We start from the raw sequence: 16531 nt of genomic DNA on the forward strand, positions 1-16531 counted from the left end.
CGGTGGCAGCAGCGGCGGTGGCAGCAGCGGCGGTGGCAGCAGCGGCGGTGGCAGCAGCGGCGGCAGCAGCGGGAGCGGCGGCTGCGGTTGCGGTAGCGGCCCCGGTGGTGGTTTTGGCGGTGGCTTCGGTGGCGGGTTCGGCGGCGGCTTTGGCGGAGGCTTCGGCGGCGGTCACGGAGGCAAGGGTAGCGGCGGCAACGGTGGTGGCGGTGGCAATGGCGGAGGAAACGGGCACTAGCAGTCGCCCGGATCCCGGGTAGGGGGCCCCCGCGCCCTACCCGTCCCTAACGACAACCTTCCGTATCCCGCCCGCAGTCCCCCGGCAACGGCGGTGATGTCTCGATCCCCCGGTCGAGCGTCACCGCCCGAGGCCGGTTTGATCCGACGGCGCTCGCAGCGCGGCTGACAATGGGCACGAACCCCCGCAAGCCGACAAGCGAACAAGCCGCTCGTGCACACGTTTGAAACCCAAACAATCGATCGCGTCACCCGTGACCGGAACCAAACCGAAACGATTGCCTCATATCAGATTCAACGTTCGATATGAGGGCACCACAACATGCAACGAAACGTCCCCCACCACATGGCGCGCACGGCCGCCGGCCTGCTGATGGTCACCGCGCTCGGCCTCGCATCGCTCGCTCATGCCCAAAACCCGGCCCAAAACCCGGCGCAGGCTCCTGCCATGTCGGCCGAGCCGCAGCCACAAACCCTGTCGCAAGCTGCCCCGCCCGTCGACCCCACCTTCTCCGCGTATTCACTCGCGCAAACCTGCAAACGGAAAAACGACAACGTCGCAGAAGGTCAGTGCGTCGGCGCGATCCGCGGCATCATCCACGGCTATCAGTACGGTGTGCTGTTCCTCGGCCAGCGCGCGTCGCTGCCGGCCAACGAAACGCAGCGGGTATCGCTCTGTTTGCACAACACGCCGGTGTCGTCGATCATCGACGAATTCATCGCCGACGCCGCCCAGGTCAACGAAGATTCGCTCAGGCACACACCCGCTGAAGTTGCCGTTCTGGGTTCCGTGCACCTGCATCACAGCTGCAATTGATAACGCCGGCGCGGCGAGCCGCAGCTCCGGTCGCGCAAGCGTGCCCCGCTGCGATTCGTTAGCGGCCCATTCACGACCTGATAGCGGCCCGCCAACAGCCGCCACGGCGCTTAGAGCATTTCGAGCGGCCGCTTGCTGCGTGGCGGTTTGAAGTACGTGTCGATGGCCGCGAGTTCATCAGCGGCCAGCGCCAGTTGCGAAGCCCGGTGGTTGTCGCGCACGTGCTCGACGCGCCCCGTTTTCGGAATCGCGAACACGCCGGGTTTCTGCAACACCCACGCTAGCGCAACCTGAAATATCGACACGCCGCGTGCGTCGGCAATGTCGTCGAGCGGCGAGCGCTTCGGCAAGCGCGCGTGATCGACCGGGCTGTACGCCATCGCCGGCATATTGCGCGCGGCAAGCCACGGCAGCAGGTCAAATTCCGCGCCACGGCGCGCGACGTTGTAGAGAATCTGGTTGGTCGCGCATGCCTCGCCACCGGGCGTGGCGACGAGCTCTTCCATATCGTCCGTATCGAAGTTGCTGACGCCCCAGTGACGAATCTTGCCCGCGCGACGTAACGCCTCGAATGCCTCGACGGTTTGCGCGAGCGGCACCGAGCCACGCCAGTGCAGCAGATACAGATCGAGCCGATCTGTCTTCAGGCGCTTGAGGCTCTGCTCGCAGGCGGCGATCACGCCGCGGCGGCTCGCGTTGTGCGGATAGACCTTGCTGACCAGAAATACCTGCTCGCGCAGGCCGGCCAGTGCTTCGCCCAGCAGCGATTCGGTGGCGCCGTCGCCATACATTTCCGCCGTGTCGATCAGCGTCATGCCCAATTCGATACCGCAGCGCAGCGCGGCGATTTCCGCGGCGCGCCGCGCCGGCTGCTCGCCCATCTCCCAGGTGCCCTGCCCCAGTTTCGGAATACGCTCGCCGTCGGGCAGGCTCACGCTTGCGATATCGGTCGTCATGCTTTCTCCTCGAAGTGGCTAAAGTGGCAAAGCTGGCTAAGCGGATCGCCGCGCGCGAGGCAACGCGAGCTCGCCGATGCGGCCGTGCAGGCGAGTGCGTGGGCGCACGCTACCGAATTACAGGGACGAGTTTAGCGGTTGCCCGGGCATCGGATCGGGTCCCAGGCAAAAGCCCGCTATAACGGAGCGCGCCGATGTCTTAGAATTGCCGCTTGCCCTTCTTGCGTGAGCCCCATGACCTCTGCCTCGGAAGACCGCTGGCGCGACCTGCGCCCGGACCCGGAAAACGACACGCCGCTGTATCTGCAACTCGCGCGCAAGCTCGGCACTGCGATTCACGAAAACCGCTGGAACGCGGGCGAGGCGCTGCCCTCCGAGCGCGTACTGTCCGAAGCGCTCGGCGTGTCGCGGATCACGTCGCGCAAAGCCATCGCCCTGCTGGTCGAACAGGGATTGATCCGCCGCACTCAAGGTGCCGGCAGCTTCATCACGCCACGCTATGAAGATCCGCTGTCACGCCTGTCGAGTTTCAGCGAAATGCTGCGGCGACGCGGTTTTACGCCGAGTTCAAAATGGCTGTCGCGGGAAATTTCGCCGGCCAACCGCGACGAGGTGATCCAGCTGGGCTTGTCGCCGGCCGCGGCGGTGACCCGGCTGCGCCGCTTGCGCCTCGCCGACGGCATTGTGATGGCCGTGGAGAATTCCACCTTCCCTGCTGCGGTGATTCCCGATCCGCAGGCAATTGGCGATTCGCTGTACTCGTACCTTGAAAATCGCGGACTGACGATTGTGCGCGCGCTGCAGCATTTTCGCGCGGTGAACGCGAATGAAGAGATTGCGCAGCAGATGAGCATTGCTCATAACGAAGCGCTATTGCTGATCACCCGCGTCGGCTATACAGCGGATCAACGGGCGATCGAACTGACTGACACCTACTGCCGCAACGATTACTATGATTTCGTGGCGGAGTTGAGGAAGTAGTCTGTCGACCACGCGGCGGCTTTTCGCGGCGCCCGTGGTCGGGCGCCGTACGCAAAGAACCCGGCCCCGCGCAACGAAAAACAGGCGCCGGACCCGCGAACAGTCTTCACGCCCAGGTCGCCTCGTGCGCCCCTATCCGAGCCGGCGGCAACGCGAAACGGGCGGGCGTCTCGTCCAGCTGCTCGGCGGGCAGCACCCCTAGAACACGCCCGAACTCGGACTGAACGGTCTCGAGGCAATCCCTCACGTCATCGCTCGAAACATCGGGCGCTTTCCAGCCGTCCGGTAGCAATCCAAACGACTGCAGCCACCGTCCGGTCTGCGCGAGCGACACGCGCACGTGCCAGCTCCCACCTTCGGTGGCACGCCGCGCCAATGCGGCCATTGCACCGAAAGCCGCCAGATACCCCGTCGCGTGATCCAGCGCCTGACAGGGTAAATGCTTGGGTTCAGTCCATCCCGCCGCGTCGCGCTCAGTCACAGCAATCCCGCTCGCCGACTGCACCAGGCTGTCGAAACCGCGCCGCCCGGCCCACGGTCCCGTGTGCCCATAAGCGCAAACCGACACATAGACGATGCCGGGCCGCACCCGCGCCAACTCCTCGGCACCAAAGCCGCGCGCCGTCAGGGCGCCTGGCCGATACGCCTGCAGAAACACATCGGCGCTGCCGGCAAGGCCGCGCAAGGTCTCCCGCCCGGCGGCATCGCGCAGATCGACAACAGCCGAGCGCTTGCCGCGCCCGTTGTCGATCACCAGCGGCGCAATATTCGGCAAGTGCGGACCGTTGATCATCAACACGTCCGCGCCGTGCTGCGCGAGCGCGCGCCCCGCCACCGGCCCGGCGATGATGCGCGACAGGTCCAGCACCCGCACACCCGCCAGCGGCCGCATTGCATCGTCGCGACGCGGCGGCTCGACCGGCGCGTCGCCAATGCGCTCGATCTCGAACAGAGGCAGCGCCGCAATCGCTTTCGCCTGATCGAGCGCGGCCCACTCGTCGGGCGAGCGAATCAGGGCCGCGCACAAGCCGGCGTCGGCGAGCGTCTGATCAAGCGCCGCACCATCCCAGCCGCGAATCGCCTCGGCCACCGCCGCGCGATCGTTCGTGCAACCAAGCACCTTCAGCACGCCGGCGAGATGATGCGGAAAGTTTGTGTGCAGTTGAATCCAGCGATCGTCTCGCGTTGCGTAGAAGCCCATCACCGGATCGCGCAAAGCGGGCGGCGGGCCATCGTCGATGCGCAGATAGCGCTCGCTGCGAAACGCGGCCAACGCGCGCCGCATCTCCACGGTGACGTGTTGCCGGCGCCCCGTGCGCAAGCGCTGATATTCAGCTGCGGCAAGACCGGCCGCGGCGATGGTCGCCGAGGCCAGCGTGCCGATCCGGTAGACCGACGGCAGCCCCGGATCGGTGCCGGCGAGTGAAACGGACCTCAGCGCAGTCGGGTCGCATTCCGCTGTCGTCCAGATATGTTTGAGCGCGAGTTCAGGCGTCATGGCGGTCATCTCGTTCAGGTTGTGGGTGTCAGAACAGGAAGAAAGTGAACCGAGTCTAGAATTTCGCCTTGCCTCAATCAATCTTGATTATGATAATCAATATATATTGATTTCTTCGGTTTCCACGTGTTTCCATGCCACCCTCCTCTACCCTGACCGCTGCCGAAGCCGCCGCCGCGCTCGGCATCAGCCTGCCTACCCTGTACGCGTATGTCAGCCGCGGCATGCTGAGTTCGTCGCCGGACGCGCATGGCAAGCACCGCCTTTACGACGCCGACGAAGTGCGGCGGCTCGCGCGGCGCAAGGAGGACGGCAAGCGCGCCGGCAAGGTCGCGCAAAAGGTGCTGGACTGGGGCGTGCCGGTGCTTGAGTCGTCGATTACGCTGGTGGCCGAGGGCCGCCTGTTGTATCGCGGGCATGATGCGATGGAACTGGCGCGCACGGCATCACTCGAGGATATCGCGGCGTTGCTGTGGGAGTGCAGTGCGAGGCGTATCGCCGAGGCGCCGGCTGTGCCGTTCGCCGCCGCGCAGTGGGCGGCGTGGCTCAAGCTCTGGAGCGACAGCACGCCGCTCGATCGCGCGCTCGTGCTGCTGCCGGCCGCCGCGGCGCAAATGCCGCGGGTATGGGCGCTCGGTCGCGACGCGCAACTCGATACCGCGTGCTCGGTCATGCGCTTGCTGGCGGCGGCCATGGTCTCGGCGGCGCCGTCGAACGAACCGCTGCACAAGCAGCTGGCGTCAGCCTGGAACGTACGCAACCGTCAGCAGGCAGGGCTGCTGCGCGCGGCACTGGTGGCATGCGCGGATCATGAACTGAACGCGTCGACCTTCACGGTTCGCTGCATCACGTCGACCGGGACGCATCTGTTCGGTGCGGTGGCCGGCGGTCTGGCAGCGCTGGCCGGACCGCGCCACGGCGGCGAGACGGTACGCGTCGCCGCGCTTCTCGATGAAGCCTCGCGCGCCCCCGATCTCGATCGCTATCTGGCGAACCGGCTCGCGCGCCACGAACACAACGCACATCGGCCGGTGCTGTCGGGTTTCGGGCATCTGCTGTATCCGGAAGGTGACCCGCGCGGACGTCTGCTGCTCGGGATGCTGGCCGACTGCGCGCCCGCCCGCTCGCCGCTGGGCGACGTAGAGAAGCTCGCGCGTACGGTACGCGACACGACCGGCGTGGAGCCGAACGTCGACTTTGCGCTCGCGGCGATCGAACGGGTGCTTGGCCTGCCGGCCGGCGCCGCATTCACGCTGTTCGCGCTGGGCCGGGTGGTCGGCTGGATCGCCCACGCCATGGAGCAGACGCGCGATGGCCGGTTGATCCGGCCACGCGCGCGCTATATCGGGGACGTTGAAGCGCGGGAAGGCTGAAGCGCGGGTGGTGTGGACCCGCGGCGTGGTTGAAGCGGCCGGTTGAGGCTGAAACGCGGGCGAAGATTACGCCACGCCCAACCAGCGCGGCAGCCGGTTCAGCACCGACAATCCGCCCAATGGCCGCATCACCGTGTGCTCGGACCCGCTGGCCATCGCGAAACGCGCACCGGCGCGCCCTGCGCTAACCCATGCCATCGAGCCGCGCGGCAACTCGATCGATTGCCCGGTTGCCAGCCAGTGATCGCCGTGTTCGCCTTCGACGGTCAGCCAGATCTCGCCCGAGATCACCTTGAAGACCGACGGACGCGCGACACGCCAGGCCGCCGCGGGCTCGTCATGTTCCATTTCGAAAATACGGACTTCACGCATCGCTGTTCTCCTTCAAAGAACTTTCCTGTTGTATGGATTATTGACGTGCGATCATCAGATACCCATGCACAGTTCCGAACACTTCCATCGGAACTGTTCAGTCGAAAAAACGGACAGTTGGGGTAAACGCGCCTCTGGCGCGCCCGTGCGGCGCATGCCGTGAAGGCCTCTGGCGCACCAGCTCTCCGCTGGAGGAAAGAACCGCATGAAACTCGAAATCCAACTCGATCGGGACAGCGGTGTACCGCTCACCGAGCAGATCGTCGCCAGCATCACGGCCTGGATCCGGTCGCGTACCGTTCACCCGGGCGCAAAGCTGCCGTCGATCCGCCAGTTCGCCGCCGACTACAACGTGAGCCGCTTCCCCGTGATCGAGGCTTACGACCGGCTGGTATCGCTCGGCTATGTCGACTCGCGCCATGGTTCGGGCTTCTATATCTCCGACCGCCAGCCGGCCAGCACGCAGTGTCAGGGCACCTCCGACCCGCGCCGCGCCGAGGACGAATCGGGGCACCTTCTGCAGCAGTTCAACCACCCGGGTGAGACGCTGAAACTTTGCAGCGGCTTCATCCCCGATGCCTGGCGCGACATGGATAGCCTCGCTCAGGCGATCCGCCACGTGTCGCGCACCGACGCCGCGGCCATGGTCGATTACGCCACGCCGCTCGGCAATCTGACCTTGCGCGAACATCTGCAAAGCCGCATCGGCCAGCTGGGGATTCAGGCAGACGCCTCGCAGATTCTGATCACGAACGGCGCGAGCCAGGCGCTCGATCTGCTGATGCGCTACCTGCTCAAAGCCGGTGACACGATGTTCGTCGAGGACCCCGGCTACTACAACCTGTACGGCCTGCTGAAGCTGCACGGTGTGAAGCTGATCGGCATTCCGCGTACCCGCAACGGCCCCGATCTCGACGTGTTGCAGGCGCAATTGAAACTGCACCGGCCGAAGTTGATGTTCATCAACACGGTGTTCCACAATCCGACCGGCACCACGGTCGCGCCGCCGGTGGCGTTCCGGCTCCTGCAGCTGGCGCGCGAACACGGCTTCAAGATCATCGAAGACGACATCTACGCCGACTTCCAGACCGACGCCACCGACCGTCTTGCGACCCTCGACCAGCTCGAACATGTGATCTACGTGGGCGGCCTGTCGAAGACGCTATCGTCCTCGTTGCGTATCGGCTGCGTCGTGGCGAGCCACGCGATCATCAAGGATCTGGTCGACATCAAGATGCTGACGAGCATCGGCGGTTCGCGCTTTGCCGAGGCGGTCGCCGTGTCGCTGCTGGAACGCGGCGCGTACCGCAAGTATCTGGAGCGGCTGCGCCGCCGCATGCGCGACGCGCTCGGCTCGACCATCCAGACACTCGAAGACGCCGGCTGGGAGGTGTTCGAAAAACCTCTCGGCGGCAAGTTCGTCTGGGCACGTGTACCGCACGTCGACAACTCCGAACGGTTCCTGGCATGCGCCGCGCCGCTCGGCGTGACGGTCATTCCCGGCAGTTATTTCCGGCCGAACACGGCCGCCAGCCCGTGGATCAGGATTCATGTCGCATTCGGCAACGAGCCACGCGCACAGGCGTTTTTCCATGCTGCCGTGGCGTTGCCCGCGGCGGCCCGCGCGGCTTGACCCGCCCTCGGGTCGCGCGTCTATCCGCTGCGCCGGGTCACGCTTTTCCCTAGAATAGCGAGTCCCACAGCCCGTCCCTGCGCGCCCCGCCGCCCTCCCATGTCCACGCCGCCGACCCTGCCCGCCTCCGCCCCCGCCCGCGCTGCTTCGGCCCCCTCGCCCCGTTCGCTCACCGTGATGCTGTGGCTCGTCGCCACCGGCTTCTTCATGCAGACGCTCGACTCGACTATCGTCAACACCGCGCTCCCCGCGATGGCGACGAGCCTGGGCGAGCTGCCGTTGCGCATGCAATCCGTGGTGATCGCGTATTCGCTGACGATGGCGGTGATGATCCCGGTGTCCGGCTGGCTCGCGGACAAACTCGGCACGCGGCGCGTGTTCTTCAGCGCGATCCTCGTGTTCGCGGTCGGCTCGCTGCTGTGCGCCAACGCGCATACCCTGAATCAGCTGGTGATCTACCGCATCGTGCAGGGCGTGGGCGGGGCGATGCTGCTGCCCGTTGGGCGGCTCGCGGTGCTGCGCACCTTCCCGGCGGAACGCTATTTGCCGGCCTTGTCGTTCGTGGCGATTCCGGGGCTGATCGGGCCGCTGATTGGCCCGACGCTCGGCGGCTGGCTGGTGAAAATCGCTTCGTGGCACTGGATCTTTCTGATCAACGTGCCGGTGGGCATCGTGGGGTGCATCGCCACGTTCATCTTCATGCCGGATAGCCGCAACGAGCACACCGGCAAGTTCGATCTGAAAGGCTATCTGCTGCTGATTTTCGGCATGGTGGCCATTTCATTCGCGCTCGACGGCCGCACGGAATTCGGCATCCAGCATGCCACCGTGCTGGTGCTGCTGATCCTGAGCCTCGCCTGCTTCGTCGCCTATGGCTTGCACGCCGTGCGCGAGCCCGCGCCGATCTTCCCGCTCGATCTGTTCAAGATCCACACCTTCAGCGTCGGTCTGCTCGGCAATCTGTTCGCGCGGATCGGCAGCGGCGCGATGCCGTATCTGATTCCTCTGCTATTGCAGGTGAGTCTTGGTTATAGCGCCTTCGAGGCCGGCATGATGATGCTGCCGGTGGCCGCGGCGGGCATGGCGGCCAAACGCCTCGTCACGACGCTGATCGTCAGATACAGCTACCGGCGCGTGCTGATCGTCAACACGGTGCTGGTGGGCCTGACCATGGCGAGCTTCGCGCTGACGGACGCCGGACAGCCGCTGTGGCTGCGGCTCGTGCAGCTGGCGTTCTTCGGCGGCGTCAACTCGATGCAGTTCACCGCGATGAACACGCTGACGCTCAAAGACCTCGGCACCGGCGGCGCAAGCAGCGGCAACAGCCTGTTCTCGCTGGTGCAAATGCTCTCGATGAGTCTCGGTGTGACGGTTGCCGGCGCATTGCTCGCGACCTTCACCGGCCTCCTGCCGCGTGTGACGGCCGCCAACTCGCTACCCGCGTTCCACGCGACGTTCCTGTGTGTCGGCATCATCACCGCCGGCTCGGCGTGGATCTTCGCGCAACTGTCGCCGGACGTGCGCACGCCCGCGAAAAAAACCGATCCTTCGGAGCGGACCTGAGTTTTTGCGCCGGGCCAAGATGACGTTGCGCTCACTCGCCGTTACCCGGCGCCGACCCGCAACGGGGCGCGGGGCGCACCAGTGAAGTGCGAAGCATCGCTTTCGCAGCCGCGCTGGCGCACAATCGGCGTACCAGCCGTGGTAACTGAACGCGCACAGTGTGTTTCCGCTCGCGCATAGTTCTTGCTCGCCTATCCTGTAAACTCACAATTTGCGCGTGCGGACTCGTGCCGAGCATAGAGGCGCGCCGCCACCTCCAGACGAATGACATGATGAGCATGATCGAACTCGATCCTCCCGGTTTCCAGCCACCGCGCCCGATGGCGGGCGACGAAGGCTCCCGGCGCACCGTTCTGTACGGCGGCTACACCGTTTTCAGCGTGTTTCAGCCGGTTTTCTCGGTGTCGCACCGGCGCGCGATCGGTTATCACGCTTCATTGCGCGCGCACGACGAACACGCGCTGCAAGTGCCTTCGCACGAGGTTTTCACGCAGGCGGCACGGCGCGGCGACCTGCTGGAACTCGGGCGGCTCGCCGAATCGCTGCATCTGGGCAATTTCAATGCATTCGACAGCCACGACGAATGGCTTTTTCTGAGCTTGCACCCGGCGGCGCTGATGGACACCAGTTATGGCGATGCGCTGCTCGCCGGCCTCAAGGCGCTGGGCCTGCCGCCGCAACGGGTGGTGCTGGAAGTGTCCGAGCAGGCGGGCGGTGAAACCACGCGCTTCGCCGACATCATTGACGCGTTGCGCAAATCCGGCTTCCTGATCGCGCTGGACGGCTTCGGCGCGAAGCATTCGAACATTGATCGCGTGTGGAATCTGCGCCCGGACATTGTCACACTCGACCGCTGCATCCTCGCGCAAGCCAGTGAGCACTCGCATATCGAACGCGTGCTGCCGGGCCTCGTCTCGCTGCTGCACGAATCCGGCCAACTCGTGCTGATGGGCGGCCTGAGCACCGAGCGCGACGCGCTGATCGCACTCGAATGCAACGTCGACTTCGTACAGGGCGCGTTCTTCGCGGGCCCGAGCGTCGAGCCGGTGAAACCGCAAGCGGCGGCCGGCTTGATGGACTCGCTCTCTGCGGCGCTGCGCGAACGGGTCGCCACGCGCGAACGCGCACAGTCCGCGCGGCTCGCGCCCTACGTCACGGCGCTGGAAACGGCGGCTGCCCAACTCGTGGCCGGGGAATCGGTTACCCAGGCGACCGCGCCGCTGCTCGCGCTCGGCGAAACGGCACGCTGCTTCGTGCTCGACGGTTCGGGCCGGCAGATTGGCGACAACGTGCTGCCACCTGGGCGCACTTCGCAACGTGCCAAGCGCTTCCGGCCGCTGCTGCATTCGGAAGGCGCGAGCTGGGAACGCCGGCCGTACTTCATTCAGGCCATGCGTGTGCCCGGCCAGGTACACCTCACGCCGCCCTACCTGTCGATCAACGAGGCGCACTTGTGCGTGACAGCCTCGATCGCCGCCCACACGCCGCACGGCACGCAGGTGCTATGCGTCGATATCAACTGGGAAGTCGCTGCGCATCGTAATTGATGCAATGGCGTTCTGCTGGATTCGCGCGAGCAGCTTCATGACGGCCGCGCGCCCCAGCATGCGGTTGGCGGCTCGCAAACGCGCCGCGCTGGTGACCGCGCGCAATGCGACGATCTTCACCGAACCGTCCGCCAGAGCTTGCGTGGACACGTCGATCAGCCCGATGACCTCGCCTTCGAAGAGCAGCGCAATACCCATGGCGCCTTCGACCGACACCACTTCTGCATGGCTCGCCTGGTGCGCGAGCGCGGTCACCGTCTCCATCCAGGCCACCGGCGCCAGTTCCTGTGTGCACACCGGCGCGTCGCTGACCACTTCCGGCGCGTCGCTAAAGAGGCGCAGCAAGCCCACTCGATCCTGCGCCTCCAGCGCCGTGCGCAGGCGCTCCACGGTCCGCGCATGCGCGGCCGGATCGGGCCGCTCCAACGGTGCGCCCGCACGCTGCAAACGCGCCCTGGCCCGGTGGACGATCTGACGGCAACCGGCCGGCGTACGGTCAAGGATTTTCGCAATCTCCGCGTAATCGCAATCGAAAGCCTCGTGCAGCACGAATGCGGCCCGCTCGTCGGGTTTCAGGCGCTCCAACAGCAGCATCACGCCGTACGACATCTCCGCGGCGCGCAAAGCCAGCTCCTCCGCCGATGGCGCCACCTCGTCGAGCCATGGCTCCGGCAACCAGCCGGCGGCCTGTGACGCGCGCTCGCGCTGCACGTGACGCAGCCGGTCGATAGCCGCGCGCGTGGTGATCGTGGTGAGCCACGCGGCCGGTGTCTGCACAGCTTGTGTCTCAGCAAGATGCCATTTGAGCCAGACGTCCTGCACCACGTCTTCCGCTTCGGCGCGGCTGCCGAGCATCCGGTACGCCAGCGCGATCAGCCGGGCGCGCACGGCCTCGAAGCTGGATGCCTTGTCGATTCCTTGTTCTGTCATGCGTACACCTCCAGATCTGCACCCGTTTTACCTTGACGCTCGAGCCCTCGCCGATGTGACAGCGCTACGAAAAAATATTCCTGTCACGCCGCCGCCCGCCCCCTCGTCATAGGGACAACAACCCGCGCATCGCGCATGCGGTTGTTCCAATCCGCCGCCACCAATCAGATATCGGCTATCGGCAACTGAGCACCCAAACTGAGCGCCCAAAACGAGGCAAACATGCATTCCAGCTATTCTTCCGTCACCGGTCTGGGTCTCGTGCCCACCGTGATCGAGCAGTCCGGCCGCGGCGAGCGCGCCTATGACATTTACTCGCGTCTGCTGCGCGAGCGGATCGTTTTTCTGGTCGGTCCGGTGAATGAACAGTCGGCGAGTCTGATCGTCGCCCAATTGCTGTTTCTGGAATCCGAGAATCCCGACAAGGATATTTCTTTTTACATCAATTCGCCGGGCGGCTCAGTGTACGACGGCCTCGCCATCTACGACACGATGCAATTCATCAAGCCTGAAGTGTCAACCCTGTGCACCGGCTTTGCCGCCAGCATGGGCACGTTTTTGCTGACCGCGGGCCAGCGCGGCAAACGGTTCGCGCTGCCGAACGCGCGCATCATGATTCACCAGCCGTCGGGGGGCAGCCAGGGCACCGCGGCGGACATTGAAATCCAGGCGAAAGAGGTGCTCTACCAGCGCGAACGCCTCAACGCGATGATGGCGAGGCACACCGGGCGCAGTATCGAGGAGATTGTCCGCGACACCGATCGCGACAATTTCATGTCATCCCACGAGGCAAAGACGTATGGCCTCGTCGACGAGGTGCTGGAAACGCGCGCGGCGCTGAGCGATCCGGGCGACCTGGTTCGTCACCGCGATATGTAGCGCGGCAATGCAGCACTGAGCGCTTGCGCGTCCGTTCCGCTAGGTCCGTCCCGTCGGGTCCGTTCCGTCGGGTCGATCCCGTTGGGGCCGTTCCGCTGGGTCCATCCCGTCGGGTCCATCCCGCTGGTCCGTCTCGTTGCGCCCATCCCGCTGAATCCGCAAGCGCACGCCGGTCTCCTCTCCGTAGCGGGCGCGCCGCCGCCCCCTGCGCACCTCGCGAACGCCGCGCCCCGGACAACTTTCGCCCGCCGTATCGGTGCGCGCGGAACACAAAAGCTGATCACCGTCGCAGGAATCGCTATCATGGTCGCGATTCGTCGAATTCGACGATCGCTTCAATGGAGATATTCATGGCGTCATCCAACGAAACCGTCAGCATGGCGCTATTCTGCGACTTCGAAAACGTTGCGCTCGGTGTGCGCGACGCGAAGTACGACAAATTCGACATCAAGCTGGTGCTCGAACGTCTGCTGCTCAAGGGCAGCATTGTCGTGAAGAAAGCGTATTGCGACTGGGACCGCTACAAGAGTTTCAAAGGCGCGATGCACGAGGCGAATTTCGAACTGATCGAAATTCCGCACGTACGCCAATCAGGCAAGAATTCGGCCGACATCCGGCTCGTGGTCGACGCGCTCGACCTGTGCTACACGAAATCGCACGTCAATACCTTCGTCATCATCAGTGGCGACTCGGACTTCTCGCCGCTCGTATCGAAGCTGCGCGAGAACGCCAAGCAGGTGATCGGCGTCGGCGTGCAGCAATCCACCTCCGATCTGCTGATCGCGAACTGCGACGAATTCTTCTTCTATGACGACCTCGTGCGCGAGAGTCAGCGCACGGTCGCCAAACGCGAGTCGTCGCGTCCGCAACAGAACGCGCAGCAAACCGCCAAACGCGCGCCCGACGAAGAAAAGTCGCGCAACAAGGAAGACCTCGAAAAGCGCCGCACCAAAGCGGTCGAGATCGCGGTGCAGACGTTCGACGCGCTGGCCTCCGAACGTGGCGATAGCGGCAAGATCTGGGCGTCGGTACTGAAAAACGCGATCAAGCGCCGCAAGCCGGATTTCAACGAGACGTACTATGGTTTTCGTGCCTTCGGCAATCTGCTGGAAGAGGCCCAGGCGCGCGGGCTGCTCGAGTTCGGCCGCGACGAAAAGTCAGGCGCGTACGTTTATCGGGGCACGGCTGCAAATGTGGTCTCCGAGAATGTGAGCGAGCCGGGTGAATCGGCGGAACAGATAGTTGAGGCGCAGTTTGCCGAAACAGCCGTCGCCGAGTCGGGCGGCAAGCACGACTCGCGCCGCCGCAGCCGTGGCAATCGCAAGCCCGGCCGTGGCCAGCAGGACACGGCGCACGAAGAACGCGCGGCAGTCGAACACGGCAGCCACGCACAAGATCACGCGCAAGCCGAAGCGCTGCATACGCACACGCCATCGGCCGCCGAGCCTGTTTTCGAACAGCCGGAAGTGACCTGGGCAGAACCAGAGGCTCTTGCGGCTGAACCCGTCGCGCAAGCCGGCGACCAAGCGCAGGAAACGAACGGCACGCCCGCCAAGCGCCGCAAGGAACGCGCACCGCGCAAGACCGCCGCGAAGAAAACGAAGAAGGCAACGCCGCGAAAGATCGATGACGTGCCTGAGATCGCAGCGCCGGCCGAAGCACCGGCTGCATCGGTCGCCGAAGAAAAGGCGCCTGCCGCAAAGAAGGCAGCGCGCAAAACAGCTCCGCGCAGCCGCCGCCCACGTAAGACCGCGGCAACGAGCGACGCGGAGTAAGCGTCTCACGTCGCGTGATACGTACTGGTGAAATGTGAGTGCCGCGGCACTTACACCACGGCAAACAGAAAGCCCCTGCTCGCAAGGAACAGGGGCTTTTTCATTGCCGGCCCGCGACGCGTCGATCAATCGAAAACACAAGCGAAGGCAGAAACTGCCACACCACCGCCTATAGCAAACCAAACACCGCCACTCCGTTCGTCGCGCCGACATACACCTTGCCGCGCGCGATCATCGGCGTGATGAACTTGTTGCCCGCGCCCCATTGGTCACGCGTACCCGCCTGATTGCTGTTGTATAGCTCGTTCGCGAGATTGCTTGCGTTGTACGCATGCAAGGCGCCCGTCGTGCCGTTTTCCGCGGCCCAGACGATGCCGTTGCTCGTGCCATTGGCCGACACGGCCGGTGTCGCGCCAGGGTAGGCAAACGCGGTGGGACTCTTCGACGCCGCGGTGGTCGCGAGATATGCCCCCGAGACCGGCAGCGCCTTCAGGTTATCGCTTAAGCCGCCGTAATAGACGACACCGTTGTAGTACGCCGGCGATCCCCAGATGCCGCCCGCAAGCGTGCCGGTCAACTCCTGCCAGATATTGTTCGCGGTGGGACTGAATTCGCCCATCGAGTCGCGATCGACGACATAGATGTTGTTGTCCTTGCCTGCGGCTACCGCCAGATGTTTGACTACGCCGGCCGCGGTCGTCTGGTCCGGCAACAGCATGACGCCGCCCGAGCCGAAGTCGTTGTCGGCGGCGGACTGCGCCACGACGTCGTACATCGCGAAGTAATCGGTAACCTGCAGGTTCCCCAGCGACAGCTTCATCAGCGAGTCGCCGAAGTCGCCGTTGATAGGGAAACCCTGCGCGTTCAGCGTGGTATCGAACGTGCCGTTGCCGTCCACGACGTAGAGCGACGTGCCGTCCGACGCCATGCCCGAGCCGGCCATCCAGATCGAGCCCTGACTGCCGTTCGGCGTGATGTTGAGCACGCTGGTCTGTTGCAGCGTGGCGGCGCTATAGGCCATTAGCCATCCGGTGTACGCGCCGCCCATGCAATGCGAGGTCCAGCCCATATAGATGTTGCCGCCGACCAGCGTGAGCGCCGCGCGCTCGGTATGCAGCGAAGGATTGAAGGTAATCACACCGTTGACGCTGCCCGCGCCGTTGCCCGGATAGCTTGCGGCGATCTCGGTCGGGCCGCCCAGCACGTCCGCGCCGGTCGTCAGATCGAGCGCGTGCAGACGGTGATGGTATGCACCGCTGCTGTCCTTTGTCATCGCCACCGCGTACAGGACACCGTTCGCGCCGCGACTACGGTCGATGACCGGCGTCGACGTAATGCCGATTTCCGGCGTGAAGTCTGGACAACTAAAGTCATCACTGGGCGTTTCGCCGTTGCCGATCAACGAGACCTTCCACAATTGCGCGAAGCTCGTGGCGTCGTAGGCGTACACGCTGTCGTGTTCGGTCGCGACGTAGACCACGTCGTGTGGCGTGCCGCCGATAGAAAGACTGGTGACGAACAGAGGCTGGGCGTCGACCTTGCCGTCCGCTGCGAGAAACGCGACTTTACCGAAGCTCGCCGAATTGACGTTCGCGGGCGTCAGCGTAGTTTCGGCGAGCATCTGGCCCGTGCGGGCGAGATCGTTGTGATGCATCAGCACGTCGGTGGCGTAGGCCGCCGTGCCCATGGACATGCCGCCCGGACTGGCCGAGCCGGTGGAGCCGGTCCCTCCCGTGCCGCCGGAACTCGAGCCGCTGGGGGTGCCGCTGCCGCTCGCCGAGCCCGAGGGCGTACCCGACCCGCCGCCCGAGCCACCGCCGCAAGAAAGGAAGCAGGCGGCCACGAAAGCAATCGCCAGCCACTCGCACACGCGGGACCACACACTCGGGTTGAACGTGCCGGTTTGCGGTCGCTGCATGGTCGCCTCGTTTGCACGGTGTCCGGCCAACTCCGTACGTCGGGCGACTTCG

At 64.9% G+C, this 16531-nt stretch carries 14 protein-coding genes; 8 read left to right on the top strand and 6 right to left on the bottom strand.

The genetic code is table 11. From position 1 onward, the window contains the following. Nucleotides 1-235, bottom strand: a 235-nt coding sequence (locus BCY88_RS40060; RefSeq protein WP_183081552.1) for a hypothetical protein, incomplete at its 3' end; no start/stop codon positions are given. A gap of 324 nt (nucleotides 236-559) precedes the next feature. On the opposite strand from BCY88_RS40060, the gene BCY88_RS38275 reads away from it, so the two are divergent. Then, complete coding sequence (locus BCY88_RS38275) at nucleotides 560-1054, top strand: hypothetical protein (RefSeq protein WP_120349278.1); 495 nt, start codon at nucleotides 560-562, stop codon at nucleotides 1052-1054. A gap of 110 nt (nucleotides 1055-1164) precedes the next feature. Here the strand turns inward: BCY88_RS38275 and BCY88_RS38280 are convergent, their stop codons facing one another. Beyond that, nucleotides 1165-2010, bottom strand: a complete 846-nt coding sequence (locus tag BCY88_RS38280; protein WP_120349279.1) for an aldo/keto reductase — start codon at nucleotides 2008-2010, stop codon at nucleotides 1165-1167. Between the two features lie 234 nt (nucleotides 2011-2244). Between BCY88_RS38280 and BCY88_RS38285 the strand changes: the two genes are divergently transcribed. Next, the gene (locus BCY88_RS38285; protein WP_120349280.1) at nucleotides 2245-2991 is read left to right on the top strand and encodes a GntR family transcriptional regulator; all 747 of its coding nucleotides are present in this window, start codon (nucleotides 2245-2247) and stop codon (nucleotides 2989-2991) included. 106 nt (nucleotides 2992-3097) lie between these two features. On the opposite strand, the gene BCY88_RS38290 is transcribed toward BCY88_RS38285, so the two are convergent. Then, nucleotides 3098-4489, bottom strand: coding sequence for a CoA transferase (locus tag BCY88_RS38290; RefSeq protein WP_120349281.1), 1392 nt, complete (start codon nucleotides 4487-4489; stop codon nucleotides 3098-3100). Nucleotides 4490-4623: 134 nt separating this feature from the next. On the opposite strand from BCY88_RS38290, the gene BCY88_RS38295 reads away from it, so the two are divergent. Next, on the top strand, nucleotides 4624-5862 hold the full coding sequence (locus BCY88_RS38295; protein ID WP_120349282.1) for a citrate/2-methylcitrate synthase: 1239 nt from the start codon (nucleotides 4624-4626) through the stop codon (nucleotides 5860-5862). A 66-nt stretch (nucleotides 5863-5928) separates the two neighbouring features. On the opposite strand, the gene BCY88_RS38300 is transcribed toward BCY88_RS38295, so the two are convergent. Further along, entirely contained in the window at nucleotides 5929-6234 is a 306-nt protein-coding gene (locus BCY88_RS38300; RefSeq protein ID WP_120349283.1) for a DUF2917 domain-containing protein, read from the bottom strand. Between the two features lie 205 nt (nucleotides 6235-6439). Between BCY88_RS38300 and BCY88_RS38305 the strand changes: the two genes are divergently transcribed. The 3 genes from BCY88_RS38305 to BCY88_RS38315 all read left to right on the top strand — a co-directional run bounded on the left by BCY88_RS38305 (nucleotide 6440) and on the right by BCY88_RS38315 (nucleotide 10977). Further along, nucleotides 6440-7867, top strand: coding sequence for an aminotransferase-like domain-containing protein (locus BCY88_RS38305; RefSeq protein WP_120349284.1), 1428 nt, complete (start codon nucleotides 6440-6442; stop codon nucleotides 7865-7867). Between the two features lie 99 nt (nucleotides 7868-7966). Beyond that, nucleotides 7967-9430 (top strand): multidrug transporter subunit MdtD, encoded by a 1464-nt coding sequence (gene mdtD, locus BCY88_RS38310; RefSeq protein WP_120349285.1) that lies wholly within the window; start codon nucleotides 7967-7969, stop codon nucleotides 9428-9430. A 272-nt stretch (nucleotides 9431-9702) separates the two neighbouring features. Beyond that, on the top strand, nucleotides 9703-10977 hold the full coding sequence (locus tag BCY88_RS38315; protein WP_120349477.1) for an EAL domain-containing protein: 1275 nt from the start codon (nucleotides 9703-9705) through the stop codon (nucleotides 10975-10977). Here BCY88_RS38315 and BCY88_RS38320 read toward each other — a convergent pair. Further along, nucleotides 10933-11907 carry a sigma-70 family RNA polymerase sigma factor gene (locus BCY88_RS38320; RefSeq protein WP_120349286.1) on the bottom strand — a complete coding sequence of 325 codons (975 nt, stop codon included), beginning with the start codon at nucleotides 11905-11907 and terminating at the stop codon, nucleotides 10933-10935. The two genes, BCY88_RS38315 and BCY88_RS38320, sit on opposite strands and share 45 nt — an antisense overlap. A gap of 222 nt (nucleotides 11908-12129) precedes the next feature. On the opposite strand from BCY88_RS38320, the gene clpP reads away from it, so the two are divergent. Further along, on the top strand, nucleotides 12130-12786 hold the full coding sequence (clpP, locus tag BCY88_RS38325; protein WP_120349287.1) for an ATP-dependent Clp endopeptidase proteolytic subunit ClpP: 657 nt from the start codon (nucleotides 12130-12132) through the stop codon (nucleotides 12784-12786). Nucleotides 12787-13136: 350 nt separating this feature from the next. Continuing rightward, nucleotides 13137-14561 carry an NYN domain-containing protein gene (locus BCY88_RS38330; RefSeq protein ID WP_120349288.1) on the top strand — a complete coding sequence of 475 codons (1425 nt, stop codon included), beginning with the start codon at nucleotides 13137-13139 and terminating at the stop codon, nucleotides 14559-14561. Nucleotides 14562-14730: 169 nt separating this feature from the next. Here BCY88_RS38330 and BCY88_RS38335 read toward each other — a convergent pair whose 3' ends face one another. Continuing rightward, nucleotides 14731-16479: a pyrrolo-quinoline quinone gene (locus tag BCY88_RS38335; RefSeq protein ID WP_120349289.1), complete on the bottom strand. Its 1749-nt coding sequence runs from the start codon at nucleotides 16477-16479 to the stop codon at nucleotides 14731-14733. Between the last annotated feature and the right edge of the window lie 52 nt (nucleotides 16480-16531).

The organism is Paraburkholderia fungorum (genome assembly GCF_003610895.1).
GTDB classification, from domain to species: Bacteria; Pseudomonadota; Gammaproteobacteria; order Burkholderiales; family Burkholderiaceae; genus Paraburkholderia; species Paraburkholderia fungorum_B.